The organism is Methylobacterium sp. PvP105, from assembly GCF_017876975.1.
GTDB lineage: Bacteria > Pseudomonadota > Alphaproteobacteria > Rhizobiales > Beijerinckiaceae > Methylobacterium > Methylobacterium radiotolerans.
This window is the reverse complement of record NZ_JAGIPA010000001.1, coordinates 476,809-496,229: the sequence shown is the minus strand read 5'-3', so window position 1 is coordinate 496,229 and position 19,421 is coordinate 476,809. Positions and strand designations below refer to the sequence as shown.

Here is a 19,421-nt window from a genome sequence, read left to right as displayed (position 1 = left end):
GCGCGGACGGGCCCGGCCCTTGCATCGCCGGTGAGCGTGTCGGCGCGAGCCCGGAGCCTGCGACCTTGCCGATCCTCTCCGTCCGCCACCGCACGGTCTACCGGTACCGGCGTCCGGTCGCCTTCGGCGAGCACCGGATCATGTTCCGGCCGCGCGACAGCTACGACCAGCGGCTGATCGCGGCGACCCTCGACATCACCCCGGAGCCGGCCTCGCTGCGCTGGCTGTTCGACGTGTTCGGCAACTGCGTGGCGGTCGCGACCTTCGACACCCGGGCCGAGACCCTGACGTTCAACTGCGGCATCACCCTCGACCACGCACCGGAGCACGCGCCGGTCTTCCCGCTGGCGCCGCACGCGACCCACTACCCGTTCGGCTACGGGGCCGAGGACATGCCGGACCTCGCCCGATCCATCGAGCGGCAGTGGCCGGACCCGCGGCACGAGGTCGATGCCTGGGCGCGGAGCTTCCTGCCGCCCGAGGGCCGGATCCCGACGCAGGAGCTGCTCGCCGCGATGACGCGCAGCGTGCGGGCGAACTTCACCTACCTCGCCCGCTCCGAGAAAGGCGTGCAGGACCCGCTGACGACCCTGCGCACCAAGCTCGGCTCGTGCCGGGACTTCGCGGTGCTGATGATGGAGGGCGTCCGGGCACTCGGCATGGCCGCCCGCTTCGTCTCCGGATACCTCTACAACCCGCGCAACGACCGTGCGCGCCACGTCGGCGGCGGCTCCACCCACGCGTGGCTGCAGGTCTACCTGCCGGGCGCCGGCTGGGTCGAGTTCGACCCGACCAACGGCATCGTGGGCAATCGCGACCTGATCCGCGTGGCCGTGACCCGCGACCCCGCGCAGGCGGTGCCGCTGCACGGCTCCTTCTTCGGCCTCGCCAGCGACGATCTCGGCATGCGCGTCGACGTCGACGTGGTGGAGCTGCCCGCCGACGGGCCGGCGGCCCGAACCGTGCAGGGGCCGCACACGTCCCTGGCGCGTTGAGTCCCCTCGAGCACCGGGACCCGGAACGAGCGTGCGTGGCGACCCCGCGCGGAAGGCGACAGAGCAAGGTGGCCGCGATGAAGATCAGGACCGGTTTCGATATTGCCTTCACGCTGTCGCAGCCGACGCCGATGATCCTGATGCTGAGCGTCCATCCCGCGCGGACCGGGGACGTGCTGACCCCGCAGGCGATCCGGTTCGACCCGCCGGTCGAGGCGCGCGAGTACCGGGACGTCTTCGACAACATCTGCCACCGCATCGTCGCGCCGCCGGGCCAGCTGACGATCGCGGCCGATTTCACGGTTCAGGATTCGGGTCAGCCGGACCCGGTCGTGCCTGAGGCCCGGCAGATCCCCGTCCAAGACCTTCCTGACGACGTCCTGATCTTCCTCCTGGGCTCGCGCTACTGCGACACCGACAAGCTCTCGCAGACCGCGTGGTCCCTGTTCGGCGGCACCCCGGAGGGCTGGGCACGGGTCCAGGCGATCGTCGACTACACGCACGAGCGGATCCGCTTCGACTATCAGCGCGCCGACGCCACCCGGAGCGCGCACGATGCCTTCATGCAGCGCGAGGGCGTGTGCCGGGACTTCGCGCATCTGGCGATCACCCTGTGCCGGTGCATGAACATCCCGGCGCGCTACGCCACCGGCTACCTCGGCGATATCTGCGTCCCGAAGGACCCGGCGCCGATGGACTTCTCGGCGTGGTTCGAGGTCTTCCTCGAGGGGCCCGAGGGACCGCGCTGGTACACGTTCGACGCCCGCCACAACCGGCCCCGCATCGGCCGCATCGTCATGGCCCGCGGGCGCGACGCCACCGACTGCGCCATCTCGACGAACTTCGGTTACGCCCACCTCGCGCGCTTCGACGTCCACACGGACGAGATCCCCTGAGCCGAACACGCCTTCGTGATGAGGCGCACCGCACGGCCAAGCTGGCCTGCGTATTCCGCCGGAGAGCGAATTCTTGGCGGGTGTATGGAACTGCCTGCCTATGCTCACGCTTGTAATGGCAAAGGTTATTGCACAGGTAGGCCACTCATGAAGACCACGGTCACCGCACTCGCCGCGCTCCTCGGCGTGTCTGTTCTTGCCGCCACGCCCGTTCTCGCCGCCTCGTCGTACGATCCCTTCGGCACGGACAATGCCGATGAGTACTACTCCGATCAGGGACAGTACGGTTACCAGGGCACTTACGCCCCGGGCTACGGCCAGGGCGTGCAGGCCGCGCCGCAGGCGCAGGTCCAGCCGATCCCCCGTGAGATCGTGGCGTTCAACGGACCCTACGCGCCCGGCACGATCGTGGTCTCCACCGCCGAGCGGCGCCTGTACTACGTGCTCGGCAACGGCGAGGCGATCCGCTACGGCGTCGGCGTCGGCCGTCCGGGCTTCAGCTGGAGCGGCACCAACAAGATCACCGCCAAGCGCGAGTGGCCGTCGTGGACGCCCCCGAAGGCCATGATTGCCCGTCGTCCCGACCTGCCGCGCTACATGGCGGGCGGCATCGAGAACCCCCTCGGCGCCCGGGCCATGTATATCGGCAGCACTGAGTACCGCATTCACGGCTCCAACGAGCCGGACACGATCGGTCAGGCGGTGTCGTCGGGCTGCATCCGGATGACGAACGAGGACGTCACCGACCTGTACGACCGCGTGAAGGTCGGCGCCAAGGTCGTCGTCCTGAACTGAGGACGCGGCGCGGAAATACTCGCGCCCAGGTCCGCCTGCGCCGCACGGGCCGCGTCATCCGAAAGGGGGGCGCGGCCCGTCGCCGTCGAGACCGCGTGCAATCAGGGAACGACGTGGCCGACGGCCGTCTGCGGCGGGCTGAACGAGGCGATCGGCAGGTCGCAGAAGCAGCGCACGCCGAGGGGACGCGGCCCCGGCAGCGGGCACGAGAACGGCTTCGGGCCCGTGATCCCCTGCTGGACCGCGTCGCAATTGTAGCCGACGGGGGCGCGCTGCGCCCGGCGCGGGACCGGGCGGTATCCGCCGTCGTAGCCCGGATCGTCGTAGTACTGGGCCCAGGCCGCGCCGCTCGGAACGACGGCGGCGAGCGCCAGGGCGGCGACCGCCAGGCGGAGAGGTCCACGCAGGCCGGATCGGCCGGAAACAGTGAGGCGCATCCCTGAACCCTTCAGTCGGCGCGGACCCAACGCGTCCGCCCGGCGGCTCTCGGCGGCAATACCGGCGAAAACGAGACGGCCCGCCCCCCTGGACGGGAGCGGGCCGCGGCTCGTTTCGTCGATGTCTGCCTCAGTGCGAGGCGCGCTCGGCGGCGTCCTGGGCGTTCTGAGCCGTCTGCTTGGCGGCGTCCTGGCCCTGCTCCATAGCCTTGCGGGCCTCGTCGGCGCCCTGCTGCATCGCCGACTTGGCGCGTTCGGCGCCCTGCTGCATCGCGCTCTGCGCGAGGCCGCTGAACTCTTTCGCCTGCGCCTGGATGGCGGCGAACTGGCTGCGGACGAACTCGGCCTGATGCTGCATCGCCTCCTGCATGTCCCTGGAGCGGACCAGCTTCTGGGCGAGGTCGAAAGCCGCGTTCACGTTCTGCTCGGCATATTCGAAGCCGCGGGAGGAGGCGTCCAGCGCGTTCGAGCGGGCCAGTTCGGCCGAACCCTGCACCGTGTCGGCGGTGCGGCGGGCGGCGCCGATGAAGCTGTCGAACGCCTTGCGGGCCTGCTCGACGCTCTTCTCGGCGAAGTCGCGCATCTCGGCCGGAACTTCGTAGTTCGGGGGGTTGCTCATACGTCGTCTCCTCTCTTCGTTGGCCTGTGGATGGCGCTTTGTGCGGTGCACAATAACTGATTCGCCGCCATATGCCACCCGCGCTCACGGCGTTAAGGTTGACATAACGTAAACGTGTGACGGTTGCGCCGAGAGTCCAGCGTCGCGGCGCGAGGGAGTTTACAATAGGGCTACGGTCGCGGGCGTTTCTCGGGCAAAGCGGGACCGCGGAGCGTCTGGATCGCGTTGGGGTTCGAGGTCGCGGGCTTTGGAGACGACAGTGACACCGACGGCCACTGCAGTCCCGGCCGGGCTGGCGAATGCCTTCGCGACCTGGGAGCGGCTGCCCGCCCTGGCGGCCGCGCTGGCCGCGCGCGACGCCGTGCATCTCGTGATCGATTCGACGGACGCGCGGATCCTGTCCGCGTCCGAAGCGGCGGCCGGTCTCGCCGAGTCGCTGGCCGGCCCCGCCCTCGCCGGTCTGAACCGGCAGATCGCGGCGGCGGTGGCGGGCGACGCCGCGCCCCGCCTCGCGCGCCTGCGCCTCGATGCCCGCCGGATCGCGCCGCCTGTTCTGTGCTGGCTGGCGCGGGGCGCGCAGGCCGACGGCCGGCCCGCGATCCTCGTCGTCCCGACCGCGCCGGTGTCGGCGGGCCGCGCCCGTCCCGCCCGCCCGGTCGAGGCTCCGGTCGAACCGCGCGCCGCGCCTTCTGGGGCGGAGGGCGCGCCACCCCTTCAGCCGCAATCGCCCTCAACGGTGCCGCTGCGGCGCGACGACCGCTTCCTGTGGCGCCTCGATGCCGCGGGTGTCTTGACCACGCTCACCGGCCCGGAGGCCCTGTCCGGGCTGGTCGGGCAGCGCTGGCAGGATCTGGCCGCGAGCGGGCGACTCTCCGGCGCCGACGCCGTGCTGGCGGCCCTGCGCGACCGGCGCACCTTCCGCGGCGAACCGGCGGTACTCGATGCCGGCACCGGAGCGTTCCGGGTCGATCTGTCGGGCGCCCCGCTGGGGCGGGGCGACGCGGCCTTCTCGGGCTTCGGCGGCTTCGGTCTGATCCGGAGCGTCCCGGCCGCGCCTCCGGAGCCGACCCCCGAGGCAGTACGGGAGCCGACGCCGATTGCGACACCGGAGCCCGCAGCCTGTGAGGATGCGGGGGCCGCGATAGTCCCGGCCGAGCCCGGCGAGGTCGCTATCCCTGTCGGGGTGGACGCGGACCCCGTCGCCGCGCCGCTGTCGAACGACGAGCACGCCGCGTTCCGCGAGATCGCCCGGGCGCTGGGGGCCCGCTACGCCGGCGACGAGGCCGAATCCGGTTCGCCCAGGACCGAGAGCGGTTCGGTGATGCCGTTCCCCGCTCCACAGGCCGGTCCGGCGGAGACCCGCGCCGTCTCGGACGATGTCGGCGCGGACCCGGACACGGCGGAGATCGCACCGGTCGACGACGCGGCACCGGCGCCCGCGACCGATCTCCTCGGCGGATTGCCGCTGCCGGTGCTGGTCCATCGAAACGGCACGATCGTCGCGGCGAACGGCGCCTTCCTGGACCTGACCGGCTATCCTGATCTGCCGAGCCTCGCGCGCGTCGGGTTCTCGGGATTGCTGCCCGGTCTTCCCGCGGCGGAAGCACCCGAGCCGTCCGCACGCCGCACGACCGTCACGACGGCCGACGGCGGCGCCCGCCCCGTGGAACTGCTGGGGGGTGCCCTGCCCTGGGCGGGCGCGACCGCCACGTGCCTGGTCGCGCGCCCCGTCGAGGAGGCCGACGTCGCGGACGCGCTCAGGGCCGAGCGCCTCGCCCGCGCCGCCCAGACCGAGCGGACGGCCAGCGCCGAGGCGACCCTCGACGCGCTGGAAACGGGCGTCGTCACGGTCGACGCGGCCGGGCGCATCGTCGCGCTGAACCGCGCCGCGACCGACCTGTTCGGCTGCGACCCGCGCGAGATCGTCGGCAGCACTTTTGTCACGCTGTTCGACGGGGACAGCGTCCTGACGGTCGCCGATGCCCTTCGCGGCGCGGCGCCCGGGCGGCGCGTCGTGCGCCTCGCCGGGGCGCCCGTGTCGCTGACCGTAGCGGCGGCGCAGGGCCGACGGGTGGTCCAGATCGGGCGGGCCGAGAGCGAGGCGGCGGAGCGGGCCGCCGAGGGCCGCCCGGATCCCGCGCCGGCTCGCGCCGACGCCCTCGGCCGGCTCGAGGGCGCCGTCCGCCAACCGCTGACCGGGATCATCGACCTCGCCGCCGCGATGCTGAAGGAGCCGTTCGGCCCCCTCGGGGACGCGCGCTACAGGGGCTGCCTCGCCGAGATCAAGGCCTCGGGCGAGGCGATGCGGGAGCGCGTCGGGAAGCTCCTGGACCTCGCCGCCGTCGAGGCCGGGTCGCTCCACCTGGAACCGCGCGCCCTCGATCTCAACGACGTGGTGGCGAGCTGCGTCGCCCGGCTCCAGGGCGAGGCGGCCCGGGGCCGCATCGTCATGCGGACGAGCTTCTCCACCGATATCGGCGACCTGGAGGCCGACGAGCGTTCGGTCAGCCGCGCGGCCAGCTTGGTGATCGAGAACGCGATCCGGCGGTCGACCGCCGGCAGCCAGATCATCGTGTCCACCGGTTCGACGGAGCGGGCGGGTATCGCCGTGCGGGTGCGCGACACCGGTGCCGGCCACGCCCCGCGGCCGGAGGCTCCGCAGGACGATGTCGAGGACGGGCTGGCGCTGCCGCGGGCGCTGGTGGAGGCCAATGGCGGGCGGCTGGAGCTCTCCGCCCGGCCGGAAGACGGCACGCTCGTGGAGATCATCATGCCCACGCGCCGGGCGGCCAACGGCTAGGGTCGATCGCGACCACGGGCGGTCTCCGGCGGCGGAAACAGAGGGCTGCCGGTGACAGCCGCCTCGTGCGGGCGCGCTTGACAGCGCAGCATCGAAGCCTCAAGCAGCTCTTACATTGTGCCCAATCTATTCACGGGGATTGTGCTGCGCAGGTGCGCGCCAAACTGCGATGATATCGCCATCGTAGATTGTCGGCTACGTTACTTTGGAAGTCCTGGCTGCGCGGCGGCGACCGCGATACGATCGGGCACCAAAACAGGGATGGGACGCCATGGAAGGCAAGGTGATCGAGGTCCAATCCGCGTGGCGCGAGGGTGCGCACGTGGACGATGCCAAGTACCGGGAGATGTACGCGGCTTCCGTCGCCGATCCCGACGCGTTCTGGGCCGAGCACGGCAAGCGCATCGACTGGATGAAGCCGTTCTCGACCGTGAAGAACACCAGCTTCGAGCCCGGCAAGGTCTCGATCAAGTGGTTCGAGGACGGCACGACCAACGTCGCCCACAACTGCATCGATCGCCATCTCGAGACCCGGGGCGACCAGACCGCGATCATCTGGGAGGGCGACAACCCCGACGAGGCCAAGCACATCAGCTACCGCGAGCTGCACGCGCAGGTCTGCCGGATGGCCAACGTGCTGCGCAACCGCGGCGTCGGTAAGGGCGACCGCGTCACACTCTACATGCCGATGATTCCGGAGGCCGCCTACGCGATGCTCGCCTGCGCGCGGCTCGGCGCGATCCACGCCATCGTGTTCGGCGGCTTCTCGCCGGACTCCCTCGCCTCGCGCATCCAGGGCTGCGGCTCGAAGGTGGTGATCACCGCCGACGAGGGCCTGCGCGGCGGCCGCAAGGTGCCGCTGAAGGCCAATGTCGACGAGGCGATCAAGCGCCTCGACGCGGACTTGGTCGACCACGTGATCGTCGTGCGCCGCACCGGCGGCAGCGTCGCCATGGAGGCGGGCCGCGACGTCTACTACGACGAGGCCGCCGAGCAGGTGACGGACGAGTGCCCCGCCGTGGCGGTGGAGGCCGAGCACCCGCTCTTCATCCTCTACACCTCGGGCTCGACCGGTCAGCCAAAGGGCGTGGTGCACACCACAGGCGGATACCTCGTCTACGCGTCGATGACGCACGAATACGTCTTCGATTACCGCGAGGGCGACGTTTACTGGTGCACGGCCGATGTCGGCTGGGTCACCGGCCACAGCTACATCGTCTACGGGCCGCTCGCGAACGGCGCCACGACGCTGATGTTCGAGGGCATCCCGACCTACCCGTCGACCTCCCGGTTCTGGGAAGTGGTCGACAAGCACAAGGTCAACATCTTCTACACGGCACCGACCGCGATCCGCTCGCTGATGGGCGGCGGCGAGGGCCCGGTCAAGAAGACCTCGCGGCAGTCGCTGCGGGTTCTGGGCTCCGTCGGCGAGCCGATCAACCCGGAAGCCTGGGAATGGTACTACAACGTCGTCGGCGACAGGCGCTGCTCGATCGTCGACACGTGGTGGCAGACCGAGACCGGCGGCATCCTGATCACGCCGCTGCCGGGCGCCACCGCGCTCAAGCCGGGCTCGGCCACACGCCCGTTCTTCGGCGTGAAGCCCCAGATGGTCGACGCCGAGGGCAAGGTGCTGGAAGGGCCGTGCGAGGGCAATCTCTGCATCGCCGATTCCTGGCCGGGCCAGATGCGCACGGTCTACGGCGACCACGAGCGCTTCGAGCAGACCTACTTCTCGACCTATCCGGGCAAGTACTTCACCGGCGACGGCGCCCGGCGGGACGCCGACGGCTACTACTGGATCACCGGCCGAGTGGACGACGTCATCAACGTCTCGGGTCACCGCATGGGCACCGCCGAGGTCGAGTCGTCGCTGGTCGCCCACCCGAAGGTCGCCGAGGCGGCGGTGGTGGGATACCCGCACAACGTGAAGGGCCAGGGCATCTACGCCTACGTGACCCTCAACGACGGCGAGGAGGGCGACGACGCCCTGCGCAAGGAACTCGTGACCTGGGTCCGCAAGGACATCGGGCCGATCGCCTCGCCGGACCTGATCCAGTTCGCCCCCGGCCTGCCCAAGACCCGTTCGGGCAAGATCATGCGCCGGATCCTGCGCAAGATCGCCGAGGACGATTTCAGCTCGCTCGGCGATACCTCGACGCTGGCCGAGCCGGCCGTCGTCGACGACCTGATCGAGAACCGGCAGAACCGGGGCTGATCGCATCCGCGCCGCCCCGGCGGCGCGGGTCCGGACCGGGGCGGGTGCCGGGGCGGCGCCCGCCTCCAACAAGAACCACGAATCCCAACGCGCAGAACCGGGGGGCCGCGAGCGTGCCCTCGCGGGAGGAACACCCATGAGCGGCACGACACTGAACACCCGAGGGCGCACGGCGCCCCCGGGAACACGCCCACGCGAGATCGCCGCCGATCCGCAGGTCGAGCGGATCGCCCGAACCCCCGAGTTCCAGCAACTCGTTCACGAGCGCACCCGCTTCGCCTGGATCCTGACGATCCTGATGCTGGTCGTCTATTTCGGCTTCATCGGCTTGATCGCCTTCGACAAGTCGCTCCTCGCCGTGAAGGTCGGCGGCACCGCCTCCCTCGGCCTGTTCGCGGGCGTGTTCGTGATCCTGTTCGCCTTCGCGCTCACGGGGGTCTACGTCGCCCGGGCCAACACGCGCTTCGACGCGCTGAGCGAAGCCCTGAAGCGGAGCGTGGCCCGATGAACCGCCTCCTTCTCGGCCTGACGCTCGCCACGATCGTCGCGAGCGCCGCCTACGCGGCCGGCCCGGATCTCGGCGCCGTCGCGCAATCGGCCACGAACTGGCCGGCCATCCTGATGTTCCTGTTCTTCGTGCTGCTGACGCTCGGCATCACCTACCGGGCCGCCAAGGGCACCAAGTCGGCCGCCGACTTCTACGCGGCGGGCGGCGGCATCTCGGCAGGGACGAACTCCCTGGCGATCGCCGGCGACTACATGTCGGCGGCCTCGTTCCTCGGCATCTCCGGCCTCGTCTACACCTCGGGCTTCGACGGGCTGATCTACTCGACGGGCTTCCTGGTCGGCTGGCCCATCGTGCTGTTCCTGATCGCGGAGCGCCTGCGCAACCTCGGCAAGTTCACCTTCGCCGACGTGGCGAGCTTCCGCCTCGACCAGACCGCGATCCGCATCATCTCGGCGGTGGGCACCCTGGTGGTGGTGGCCTTCTACCTGATCGCCCAGATGGTCGGCGCGGGGAAGTTGATCCAGCTCCTGTTCGGCCTGCCCTACCTCTACGCGGTGATCATCGTCGGCGTCCTGATGATCGTCTACGTCGCCTTCGGCGGCATGAAGGCGACCACCTGGGTGCAGGTGATCAAGGCCTGCCTGCTGCTCGGCGGCGCGACCTTCATGGCCGGCGCGGTGCTGCTGAAGTACGGCTTCAACCCGGAAATGCTGTTCGCCAGCGCCGTTCAGGTCCACCCGAAGGGCGACGCCATCATGGCGCCGGGCGGCCTCGTGTCGAACCCGGTCGAGGCGATCTCGCTCGGCGTCGGCCTGATGTTCGGCACCGCCGGCCTGCCGCACATCCTGATGCGGTTCTTCACGGTCTCGGACGCCCAGGCCGCCCGCAAGTCGGTGTTCTACGCCACCGGCCTGATCGGCTACTTCTACATCCTGACCTTCATCATCGGCTTCGGCGGCATCGCGCTGCTGATGTCGGACCCGGTCTACTTCAAGCTCGGTCCGGCCGGCGCGTTCGACAAGCTGAAGGACATGATCGGCGGCACCAACATGGTGGCGGTGAACCTCGCCAACGCGGTGGGCGGCCCGTACTTCCTGGGCTTCATCTCCGCCGTGGCCTTCGCCACGATCCTCGCGGTCGTCGCCGGCCTGACGCTCGCCGGCGCTTCGGCGATCAGTCACGACCTCTACGCCCAGGTGATCGCCCGCGGGCGGACCACCGAGAAGCACGAGGTCAACCTGTCAAAGATCTCGGCCGTGGTGATCGGCATCGTGGCGATCTACCTCGGCTACGTGTTCGAGAACCAGAACGTCGCCTTCATGGTCGGCCTCGCCTTCGCGGTGGCGGCGAGCTGCAATTTCCCGGTGCTCGCCATGTCGATCCTGTGGCGGGGCACCACCACCTGGGGCGCGCTCGCCGGCGGCCTCGTCGGCCTGCTCGCGGCGGTCATCATGGTGGTGCTGTCGAAGGCCGTGTGGGTGACGACGCTGGGCAACCCCGCCCCGCTCTTCCCCTACGACAACCCGGCGCTGTTCTCGATGCCGCTGGCCTTCGCGACGATCTGGGTCGTGTCCCTCTTGGACAAGACCCGGCGCGCGCAGCGCGAGCGGGCCGCCTTCGAGGCCCAGTACGTGCGTTCCGAGACGGGCATCGGGGCCGCCGGCGCGCACGCGCACTGACGGCGATCCGACGGGTCTGACAGGCGGAGGGCGCGGCGCGAGCCGCGCCCTTCGTCGTTCCGGTGACAACTCGGTACGCGCCCATGTTGATGAGGGTCTTCACAATCGCTTTACCGGTTGACCGCCCCACCACGTGCGATAACGCATAGGTGATCTGCGCCTCGCGCAGAACCGCCCGGGAAACGGGCCGGTGAGCGGGCGATCCGTGTCTCGGGCCGCCCATGTGCGTCTGGGAGGACCTGTTTCATGCCTGTGGCAACCGCGATCCCGCGAGCGGGAGACGCTGCGAGGCCGATGACGTCGGCCGAGAAGCGGGTGATCTTCGCATCCTCGCTCGGCACCGTGTTCGAGTGGTACGATTTCTATCTCTACGGGTCGCTGGCGGCGATCATCGGCGCGCAATTCTTCTCGGCCTACCCGCCGGCCACGCGCGACATCTTCGCTCTGCTGGCCTTCGCGGCCGGCTTCATCGTCCGGCCGTTCGGCGCGCTGGTGTTCGGCCGTGTCGGCGATCTCGTCGGTCGCAAGTACACCTTCCTGGTCACGATCCTGATCATGGGTCTGTCGACCTTCATCGTCGGCATCCTGCCCAACGCGGCGACCATCGGCATCGCGGCGCCGATCATCCTGATCGTCCTGCGCCTCGCCCAGGGCCTCGCGCTGGGCGGCGAGTACGGCGGCGCGGCGACCTATGTGGCGGAGCACGCCCCCAATGGCCGGCGCGGCTTCTACACGAGCTGGATCCAGACGACCGCGACGCTGGGCCTGTTCCTGTCGCTCCTGGTGATCCTGGCGACCCGGACCATCACGGGCGAGGCCGCCTTCGCCGAGTGGGGCTGGCGCATCCCGTTCCTGGTCTCGGTGCTGCTCCTCGGCATCTCGGTCTGGATCCGTCTCCAGCTCTCCGAATCCCCGGCCTTCAAGAAGATGAAGGAGGAGGGCAAGACCTCGAAGGCGCCGCTCACGGAGGCCTTCGGCGAGTGGCGGAACGCGAAGTTCGCGATCATCGCCCTGTTCGGACTCGTCGCCGGCCAGGGCGTGGTCTGGTACACGGGCCAGTTCTACGCGCTGTTCTTCCTGCAATCGATCCTGAAGGTCGACGGCTACACGGCCAACCTGCTGATTGCGTGGTCGCTGCTCCTCGGGACCGGCTTCTTCGTCGTGTTCGGCTGGCTGTCCGATAAGATCGGCCGCAAGGTCATCATCCTGGCGGGCTGCGCGATCGCTGCGGCGACGTTCTTCCCGATCTTCAAGGGGATCACCTCCACGGCGAACCCGAAGCTCGAGGCGGCGATCGAGAACGTGAAGGTGACGGTGACGGCCGATCCGGCCGCCTGCGGTACCCTGTTCAACCCGGTCGGAACGCGGGTCTTCACCCAGCCCTGCGACCTCGCCCGCGACTTCCTGTCGAAGTCGTCGGTCCGCTACACGACGGTGCCCGGCGCGGCCGGCCAGCCCACGGCGATCCGCGTCAACGACACCGAGATCCCGTACCCGCAGGGCGGCAACGTCGAGGCCAACAAGGCCACGACCGCCGCGCTGCAGGCCGCGGGCTATCCGAAGGCCGGCGATCCCGAGATCGTCAAGATGTCGAACCCGTTCGACATCTTCCGGGCTCAGCCCGCGCAGGTGATCGGCCTGCTGTTCATCCTCGTGCTCTTCGTCACGATGGTCTACGGCCCGATCGCCGCCATGCTGGTGGAGCTGTTCCCGACCCGGATCCGCTACACCTCGATGTCGCTGCCCTACCACATCGGCAACGGTTGGTTCGGCGGCCTCCTGCCGGCGACCGCCTTCGCCATGGTGGCACAGACCGGCGACATCTATTTCGGCCTCTGGTACCCGATCGTCATCGCGGTCGCGACGGTGATCATCGGCGTGTTCTTCGTGCCGGAAACCAAGGATCGCGACATCTTCGCCGACACCTGACCGGCGCGAGCCGACCGGACCCCGGTCAGACCCGCGGCAACGGCGCCCAGGCAGCACACGCTGCCTGGGCGTTCTCGTTCGGGACAGCGCCCCGCGTCAGTCGCGCTTGTGTCGACCCAGCAACGCCGCGGCGAAATTGCGATCCGTGCGGTTCGACACGGATTGCGTTTTGTCGGATCCTATACGGAGGTGACAAGTATCGAGGCCCGGCTGAAACGTCGCCCCATCGGACGATGGCCGTAACTCCGACTGTTTTCGAAAAGATTATTGACGTTGTAAGAGGATGTTTATTGCAACTGAAAGTAAATTATCGGGCAGCCCCGGACTTCCCTGGAGGCGCGCCGACCACATGAATCTGTACGAATTTTAATTCGCCGACAATCGGCCCGGCGGAACCCTATGCGGTACAAGTCCGTATGAGGTTTCCCTCCGCTCCAGGCCCTTGGGATCTCGAACGTGAACACCGTCCTGGCACATCTGCGCCGTCAACCCGGGTCGAAGCCGCCGCTTCTCCTTGTGATTACCTGGTCCCTCATCGCTGCGGGGTTGTGGATCCTGATCAACAGTCTCGCCGGACGCGTCGTCTGGTGGTGGTGATTTACCTCAACGCCCCCCGCTGTTCTCGGGGCAGCCGCTGAGATAGGCGCCGAGGAGATATCCCGCCTGGTGCGCGGTCAGATATCCGATCACGATCAGCACGCGCAGCAGGTCGATCCCGTAGACGGACATGAAGATCGTCATGGCCGCGAACAGGATAACCGACGAGGTCATGGCGACGACGACCACCGAGTAGGATCGGCCGATCAGCCATCCCACGAGGAACAACAGCGCTGCGACCACCATCTCGTCACCCGACCCGGACCTGTTCCAGGAAGTTCTTCACACGAGCTTCCGGCGCATATCCGTGTGATGATGGCGCGCGACCGAGAAAATTTCAACCCAGGCAGCAGACGCCGAACATATTCGCGAAGACCGAGATATTACACCGGTAATAATGCCCGAAAAATAGCATTTCTGGATGCCAGACATCCATTGCCGAGCTTCGAACCGACCCGCACCTGTTCACGGCAATGCTGGCCGGAATCGCGCGCCCGGCTCAAAATCGGTCCGGCCGATATGATCGCGGCAAATCGTTAACGGCGCGCAACAGGGAGACCTCCGCGGTAGCCGGACAGTTCCGGACACCGCGGAGGTCGCGCGCCTTCTCGGAGAACCGGGGAACGGCCTGCCGGCTCAGTGCCGGAAGTGGCGGTGCCCCGTCAGGACCATGGCGAGCCCGGCCTCATCGGCCGCCGCGATGACGTCCGCATCGCGCATCGAGCCGCCGGGCTGGATCACCGCGGTGGCGCCCGCCTCGGCGGCGGCCATCAGCCCGTCCGCGAACGGGAAGAACGCATCCGATGCCACGACCGAACCGACCGCGAGGCTCTCCGCGACCCCGAGACGCTTCGCCCCCTCGGCGGCCTTCCAGGCGGCGATGCGCGAGGAATCGACCCGCGACATCTGACCCGCGCCGATGCCGACCGTGGCGCCGGCCTTCGCGTACACGATGGCGTTCGACTTCACGTGCTTGGCCACCCGGTAGGCGAACCGGAGATCGGCCAGCTCGGCCTCGCTCGGCGCGCGCTTGGTCACGACCGTGAGCGGCATGTCGTCGACGACCGCCGCGTCCCGGGTCTGGACCAGCAGGCCGCCCGCGAGGGTCCGCACGGTCTCGCCGCCGGCCCGCGGATCGGGCACGCCACCGGCCAGCAGCAGGCGCAGGTTCTTCTTGCCGGCCACGATCGCCGCCGCCTCGGGCGTGGCGTCGGGGGCGATGATCACCTCGGTGAAGATCTCGACGATCCGGCGGGCCGCCTCGGCGTCGAGCGTCCGGTTCAGGGCGACGATGCCGCCGAAGGCCGAGGTCGGGTCGCAGCTCAGCGCCCGCTCATAGGCCTCGAGGAGGCTGGCCCCCTCGGCGACGCCGCAGGGGTTGGCGTGCTTGATGATCGCCACGGCGGCGGTCCGGGCCGGATCGAACTCGGCCACGCACTCGTAGGCGGCGTCCGTGTCGTTGAAGTTGTTGTAGGACAGCTCCTTGCCCTGGAGCTGGCGGGCGGTGGCCACGCCCGCACGGACCTGGCCGGGCGCGCGGTAGAAGGCCGCCGACTGGTGGGGGTTCTCGCCGTAGCGCAGCTCCTGGCCCAGAGCACCCCCGAAGGCGCGGAACCGGGCCGGCGCGTCGGCGCCGAAGCGGCCCGCCATCCAGTTGGCGATGGCGGCATCGTAGGACGCGGTGCGGGCGAACGCCTTCTGCGCCAGGCTCCGGCGCAGATCCGCGCCGAGCGACCCGTCCTGCGCCTCGAGGGCGGCGAGCACGCCGGCGTAGTCCGACACGTCGGTGACGACGGCGACGTCCGCGTGGTTCTTGGCCGCCGCGCGGATCATCGCCGGGCCGCCGATATCGATGTTCTCGATGCAGTCGGCGTCCGACCGGTCGGCCGCGATGGTGGCCTCGAACGGGTAGAGGTTGACCACGAGAAGATCGATGGCGCCGATCCCGTGGGCGGCGAGCGCGGCCTGATGCTCCGGGTTGTCGCGGATGGCGAGCAGGCCGCCGTGGACCGCAGGGTGCAGCGTCTTGACCCGACCGTCCATCATCTCCGGGAAGCCCGTCAGGTCGGCGACCTCGGTGACCGGCAGGCCGGCCTCCACCAGGGCGCGGTGGGTGCCCCCGGTCGAGACCAGCACGATGCCGCGGGCGTGGAGCGCCCGGGCGAAGTCGACGAGTCCGGTCTTGTCCGAGACCGAGAGGAGCGCGCGGGAGACCCGCACCTGATCGTGCGCCATAGCTTCGTGCCGAAAGTTCGAGATTTTCCGGCGCGGTAGCATGGAAACGGTGACCCCGGCCAGCCGCCCCCGTCGCGAACCTGTCAGGGCGCCACGCCGCGCAGGGGCGCGGAGGCCTGGCGCTCGAAGGTCCACCGGACCTCGACGTCGTCGGCGACCCGCAGGTGAAGGACGATCTGGTCGGTCCGGCGCGGCCCGGTCAGCCCCGAGAAGTAGACGCTCTCCTCGATGGCGATCGCGGCGTTCTCGGCGCGGAACGTCCAGATCTCCCCGAGCGCCGAGGCGAGTTCCAGCCCCTCGGGGATGCTGCGCACCGCGATCCCGGGATGGAGGTGGAAGCGGATCGCCACGTCCTGCGGGCGCAGCCGCCGCCCGCGGCTGAGCCCCTTGCCCTGGCGCAGGAAGGCGTCGCGGCCCTCCAGGCGGGCCGTCGCGTGGAAGAGCTGCCAGCGGCGCTCGTGCACGATGCCGAACTCGGGGCCGTAGCCGTTGTGCCGGGCCGCGAGGACGACGCTGTCGGTCTCCTCGGCGCGCTCGGCGGCCACCGCGGACGGACCGCTCAGCACCACCGGGCCGCGCCGGCGGATCAGCCAGTCGGCCAGGAGCCGCTCGCCCCACCAGCCGGTGCGGGTGAGGAACCGGCAGGACGAGGCGTGGGCCACCGCGGCCGTGGAATGGGCCGGCGTCGAGCGAGCCAGGAGGCGCAGATCCGCGCCGCTGGCCGGCAGACCGCAATTGACCACGATGCGCTGCGGTCCGCTCGACATCTCGAAGGCGAGGCAGCCGGCACCGGAATTGACCGAGTAGGGCAGCGGCGGGCTGGCGCCGACATCGGCCACGATCACGACCCGGCCGCCCTCAAGGCGCTCGTAGCCGGAATTCGGCGCGTGCATCAGCGGGCGGGCGAGCGCGCCGTCGTAGACCAGCAGGGTCGCGAGATGGTCCGCGTCCGTGGCGCCCATGCCGTTGAAGTGGCTCAGCGAGGCGTCCGGGTGCCGCAGGAGACGCAGCAGCGGCAGCATCCGGTCGATTGCGCGCAGGAGCGAGAGCGGCGGCTCGACGCTGCGGCTCAGATAACTCTGGCGCAGGGGCAGCAGGTCGAGGAGCAGCTCCATGGCGAAGCGCGGGTCGCGGGAGCGGTGGCCGCCATCGGTCAGGATCTGCCGGTCGAGTTCCCGCGTCAGGATCCGGGTCGCCCGTCGCAGGATCGGCTGGATGCCGTCGCAGCACAGGCCGGCGTAGCAGAGCGCCACCGCGGCGTTCAGGCGCCATTGCGGCGGCACGCCCCGCCGGAGGTCACGCTCGAGCTGCTGCGCGTTGCGCCCGATCGCCTTCAGGAAGTTCTGGTAGAAGCCGTGGTCGGCGCCCTCCAGCACGAGGGGCGACTGGCACAGGAACGAGATCAGCCGGCGCGCCGCCACCGGCGTCTGCCGGGCGAGCACCGCGTCGCCGCGGCCGGCGATGAAATCGGCCACGAAGGCGCGGGCATTGGCCCGGGCGAGCGCGGTGTCGGCGGCGCGCAGGTGACGCAGCCAGCCGAAGCCGTAGAGCTCGTCGGCCCATTCCGGTGACGGCGCCGCGTAATCGAAGGGCGAGCCGCCGCTCGCCGCGAGCGACCGGCCGGCGAAGACGAACAATCCGGCATAGATGTCGTCCGCGAAGGTCGCGTCGGAGGTGCGCAGGTCCTGCGGCGCGATCACGAGCCCGGCCACCCGCATCCGGGCGAGGATGTCGGGCGAGGCGGTGACGCTGGCGCCGGCGGCGCGCACCGCGCGCGCGGCCTCGCGCGCGACGAGCCGATAGAAGCGCCAGCGGTCAGGCCCCCAAGCCACGCGATCTCCGAGCTACGCGTTCTGACAAGGCCCCAAGGCCTTGAGCCCTCGCGTACGAGGATCGGCTGGCACCCGTTTCGTAAGGCTAGTGGGGGCCTCTTAACCGGCGGTTTACGCTATGTCATGTCCGACGCCGCCAAGGCGAACGGCGGCGGCGGGCCTTCTCCGCGGCGGGGCTAGCCCGGCATCAGCGCCGCGTCGAACGCCTTGAGGTTCGACCGCATCAGATCGAGATAGGTCGCGGCCGGACCGCCCGGCGCCGAGAGCGCGTCGGAATAGACCTTGCCGCCGACGCGGGCGCCGCTCTCGCGGGCGATCTGCTGCATCTGGCGCGGATCGCTGATGTTCTCGAGGAACACCGCCGGCACGCGCTCCTTCCGGATCTGGCGGATGATCGCCGCCACGTCCCGCGGGCTCGCCTCGCTGTCCGTCGACACGCCCTGCGGCGCGATGAAGCGCAGACCGTAGGCCGCCGCGAAGTAGCCGAAGGCGTCGTGGGTCGTGATGATCCGCCGCCGCTCCGGCGGAATGCGGGCGATCGCCGCCCGCACGTCCCGCTCCAGCGCGTCGAGCTCGGCGAGATAGGCGGTGGCCGCCGCCCGATAGGCGTCGGCATGGGCCGGATCGACCTTTGCGAGGCCGTCCCGGATGTTCGCCACGTAGATCCGCACGTTGGCGACATCCTGCCAGGCATGCGGGTCCACGGCGTGGTCGCCGTGCCCGTGGTCGCCGTCGCCGTGGGCGTGCTCGTCCTGCGCGGGGATCGGCTTCACGCCCGCGGAGGCCACCACGACGGGGGCGCGCGTTCCGGAAGCTCGGATCAGCCGGTCGAACCAGCCCTCCAGCCCGAGGCCGTTGACGAACACGATGTCGGCTTCGGCGAGCTTGCGCGCGTCGGCCGGGGACGGGCTCAGGCCGTGGGCATCGGAGTCCGGCCCGACCAGCGTCGCCACCGTCACGTGCGATCCACCGACCTGCCGGACGAGGTCGCCGAGGATCGAGAACGTCGCCACCGCCCGGACCGGCCCGTCCTGCCCGGCAGCCGAGGCCGGCCCCGCCGACCCGAACCACAGGGACAGGATCGCGAGCGCCGTGATCCGGAATGTTCTCGCCACGCGCCGCACCGCTCCACCTGCCCGATTCCCCGTCGCGCCTGCCACTAATGTAACATTGTTACATACACAAGCGGGATACACGGTCGGTGCCTCATGCGCGGCGTTGGGCGCCGCCGCGGGCCGCGACGACGTCCCGAGCGTAAGACGGAGATGTTCATGTCCCGACGTATGAGAGCGGCCATTCTCATCAGCGGCGCCCTCGGCCTGGGGCTCGCCGGCGCGGCCTTCGCGCACGATCACGGGCCCGGCGGATTCCGCGGGCACGGGCGCTGGAGCGCGCTGACGCCCGAGGACCGCGCGGCCTTCACGGATGCCCGCATCGCCGCCCTGCATGCGGGCCTGAAGCTGACGCCCGACCAGGAGAAGCTCTGGCCGCCGGTCGAGGCGGCGATCCGCGACATGGCCAAGCTGCGCCAGCAGCGCCGCGCGGCGATGCGCGACCGGCCGAAATTCAGCGACGACGCCCCGGCGGCGCTGCGGGCGATGGCGGACGCGGCGAGCGCGCGGGGCGACGCCCTGCGCAAGCTCGCCGACGCGTCGCAGCCGCTCTACGCCAGCCTCGACCCCGATCAGAAGCGGCGCGCCCTGATCCTCGCCCGGCCGATGGGCCCGATGGGCGGCCACGGCATGCGGGGCGGCTGGCAGCGCGAGCACGACGACGATCGCGGGCCGCGCGGCGAAGACCGCTGAGCAAAAGCCTTGATCCGCGGCGGCGGCGGCGGCAAACCGCTGCCGCCGCGCATCCTGACCGGGGGCGGCACTGATC

Annotated in this window: 15 protein-coding genes; 9 read left to right on the top strand and 6 right to left on the bottom strand. The window is 70.1% G+C overall.

What is annotated here, in order from left to right; all coding sequences use genetic code 11:
* Window positions 1–65 precede the first annotated feature (65 nt).
* From J3A75_RS02380 to J3A75_RS02370, 3 genes are all read left to right on the top strand, one after another.
* Window positions 66–995 carry a transglutaminase N-terminal domain-containing protein gene (locus tag J3A75_RS02380; RefSeq protein ID WP_071000603.1) on the top strand — a complete coding sequence of 310 codons (930 nt, stop codon included), beginning with the start codon at window positions 66–68 and terminating at the stop codon, window positions 993–995.
* 77 nt (window positions 996–1,072) lie between these two features.
* Entirely contained in the window at window positions 1,073–1,891 is an 819-nt protein-coding gene (locus tag J3A75_RS02375) for a transglutaminase-like domain-containing protein (protein ID WP_071000799.1), read from the top strand.
* Between the two features lie 147 nt (window positions 1,892–2,038).
* The gene (locus tag J3A75_RS02370) at window positions 2,039–2,686 is read left to right on the top strand and encodes a L,D-transpeptidase (RefSeq protein ID WP_012322489.1); all 648 of its coding nucleotides are present in this window, start codon (window positions 2,039–2,041) and stop codon (window positions 2,684–2,686) included.
* A 101-nt stretch (window positions 2,687–2,787) separates the two neighbouring features.
* Here J3A75_RS02370 and J3A75_RS02365 read toward each other — a convergent pair whose 3' ends face one another.
* Window positions 2,788–3,123, bottom strand: a complete 336-nt coding sequence (locus tag J3A75_RS02365) for a hypothetical protein (protein ID WP_012322488.1) — start codon at window positions 3,121–3,123, stop codon at window positions 2,788–2,790.
* Between the two features lie 130 nt (window positions 3,124–3,253).
* Window positions 3,254–3,742, bottom strand: coding sequence for a phasin (locus J3A75_RS02360; RefSeq protein ID WP_012322487.1), 489 nt, complete (start codon window positions 3,740–3,742; stop codon window positions 3,254–3,256).
* Window positions 3,743–4,001: 259 nt separating this feature from the next.
* On the opposite strand from J3A75_RS02360, the gene J3A75_RS02355 reads away from it, so the two are divergent.
* The 5 genes from J3A75_RS02355 (at window position 4,002) to J3A75_RS02335 (ending at window position 12,876) form a co-directional block, all read left to right on the top strand.
* Window positions 4,002–6,542: a PAS domain-containing protein gene (locus tag J3A75_RS02355; RefSeq protein WP_312892327.1), complete on the top strand. Its 2,541-nt coding sequence runs from the start codon at window positions 4,002–4,004 to the stop codon at window positions 6,540–6,542.
* A gap of 271 nt (window positions 6,543–6,813) precedes the next feature.
* The gene (acs, locus tag J3A75_RS02350) at window positions 6,814–8,760 is read left to right on the top strand and encodes an acetate--CoA ligase (protein WP_024828003.1); all 1,947 of its coding nucleotides are present in this window, start codon (window positions 6,814–6,816) and stop codon (window positions 8,758–8,760) included.
* 136 nt (window positions 8,761–8,896) lie between these two features.
* Window positions 8,897–9,268 carry a DUF485 domain-containing protein gene (locus J3A75_RS02345; protein ID WP_024828004.1) on the top strand — a complete coding sequence of 124 codons (372 nt, stop codon included), beginning with the start codon at window positions 8,897–8,899 and terminating at the stop codon, window positions 9,266–9,268.
* Entirely contained in the window at window positions 9,265–10,947 is a 1,683-nt protein-coding gene (locus tag J3A75_RS02340) for a cation acetate symporter (RefSeq protein WP_012322483.1), read from the top strand. The genes J3A75_RS02345 and J3A75_RS02340 overlap by 4 nt, the downstream gene beginning before the upstream one ends.
* A 294-nt stretch (window positions 10,948–11,241) precedes the next feature.
* On the top strand, window positions 11,242–12,876 hold the full coding sequence (locus tag J3A75_RS02335; RefSeq protein WP_024828005.1) for an MFS transporter: 1,635 nt from the start codon (window positions 11,242–11,244) through the stop codon (window positions 12,874–12,876).
* Window positions 12,877–13,479: 603 nt separating this feature from the next.
* On the opposite strand, the gene J3A75_RS02330 is transcribed toward J3A75_RS02335, so the two are convergent.
* From J3A75_RS02330 to J3A75_RS02315, 4 genes are all read right to left on the bottom strand, one after another.
* Entirely contained in the window at window positions 13,480–13,719 is a 240-nt protein-coding gene (locus J3A75_RS02330; RefSeq protein ID WP_071000601.1) for a hypothetical protein, read from the bottom strand.
* Between the two features lie 390 nt (window positions 13,720–14,109).
* Entirely contained in the window at window positions 14,110–15,708 is a 1,599-nt protein-coding gene (gene purH, locus J3A75_RS02325) for a bifunctional phosphoribosylaminoimidazolecarboxamide formyltransferase/IMP cyclohydrolase (RefSeq protein ID WP_071000600.1), read from the bottom strand.
* Between the two features lie 83 nt (window positions 15,709–15,791).
* Complete coding sequence (locus tag J3A75_RS02320) at window positions 15,792–17,540, bottom strand: heparinase II/III family protein (protein ID WP_043075107.1); 1,749 nt, start codon at window positions 17,538–17,540, stop codon at window positions 15,792–15,794.
* 176 nt (window positions 17,541–17,716) lie between these two features.
* On the bottom strand, window positions 17,717–18,655 hold the full coding sequence (locus J3A75_RS02315) for a metal ABC transporter substrate-binding protein (protein ID WP_043075106.1): 939 nt from the start codon (window positions 18,653–18,655) through the stop codon (window positions 17,717–17,719).
* A 156-nt stretch (window positions 18,656–18,811) separates the two neighbouring features.
* Here J3A75_RS02315 and J3A75_RS02310 point away from each other — a divergent pair, with 156 nt between their 5' ends.
* Window positions 18,812–19,345: a Spy/CpxP family protein refolding chaperone gene (locus tag J3A75_RS02310; protein WP_012322477.1), complete on the top strand. Its 534-nt coding sequence runs from the start codon at window positions 18,812–18,814 to the stop codon at window positions 19,343–19,345.
* Window positions 19,346–19,421: the final 76 nt, after the last annotated feature.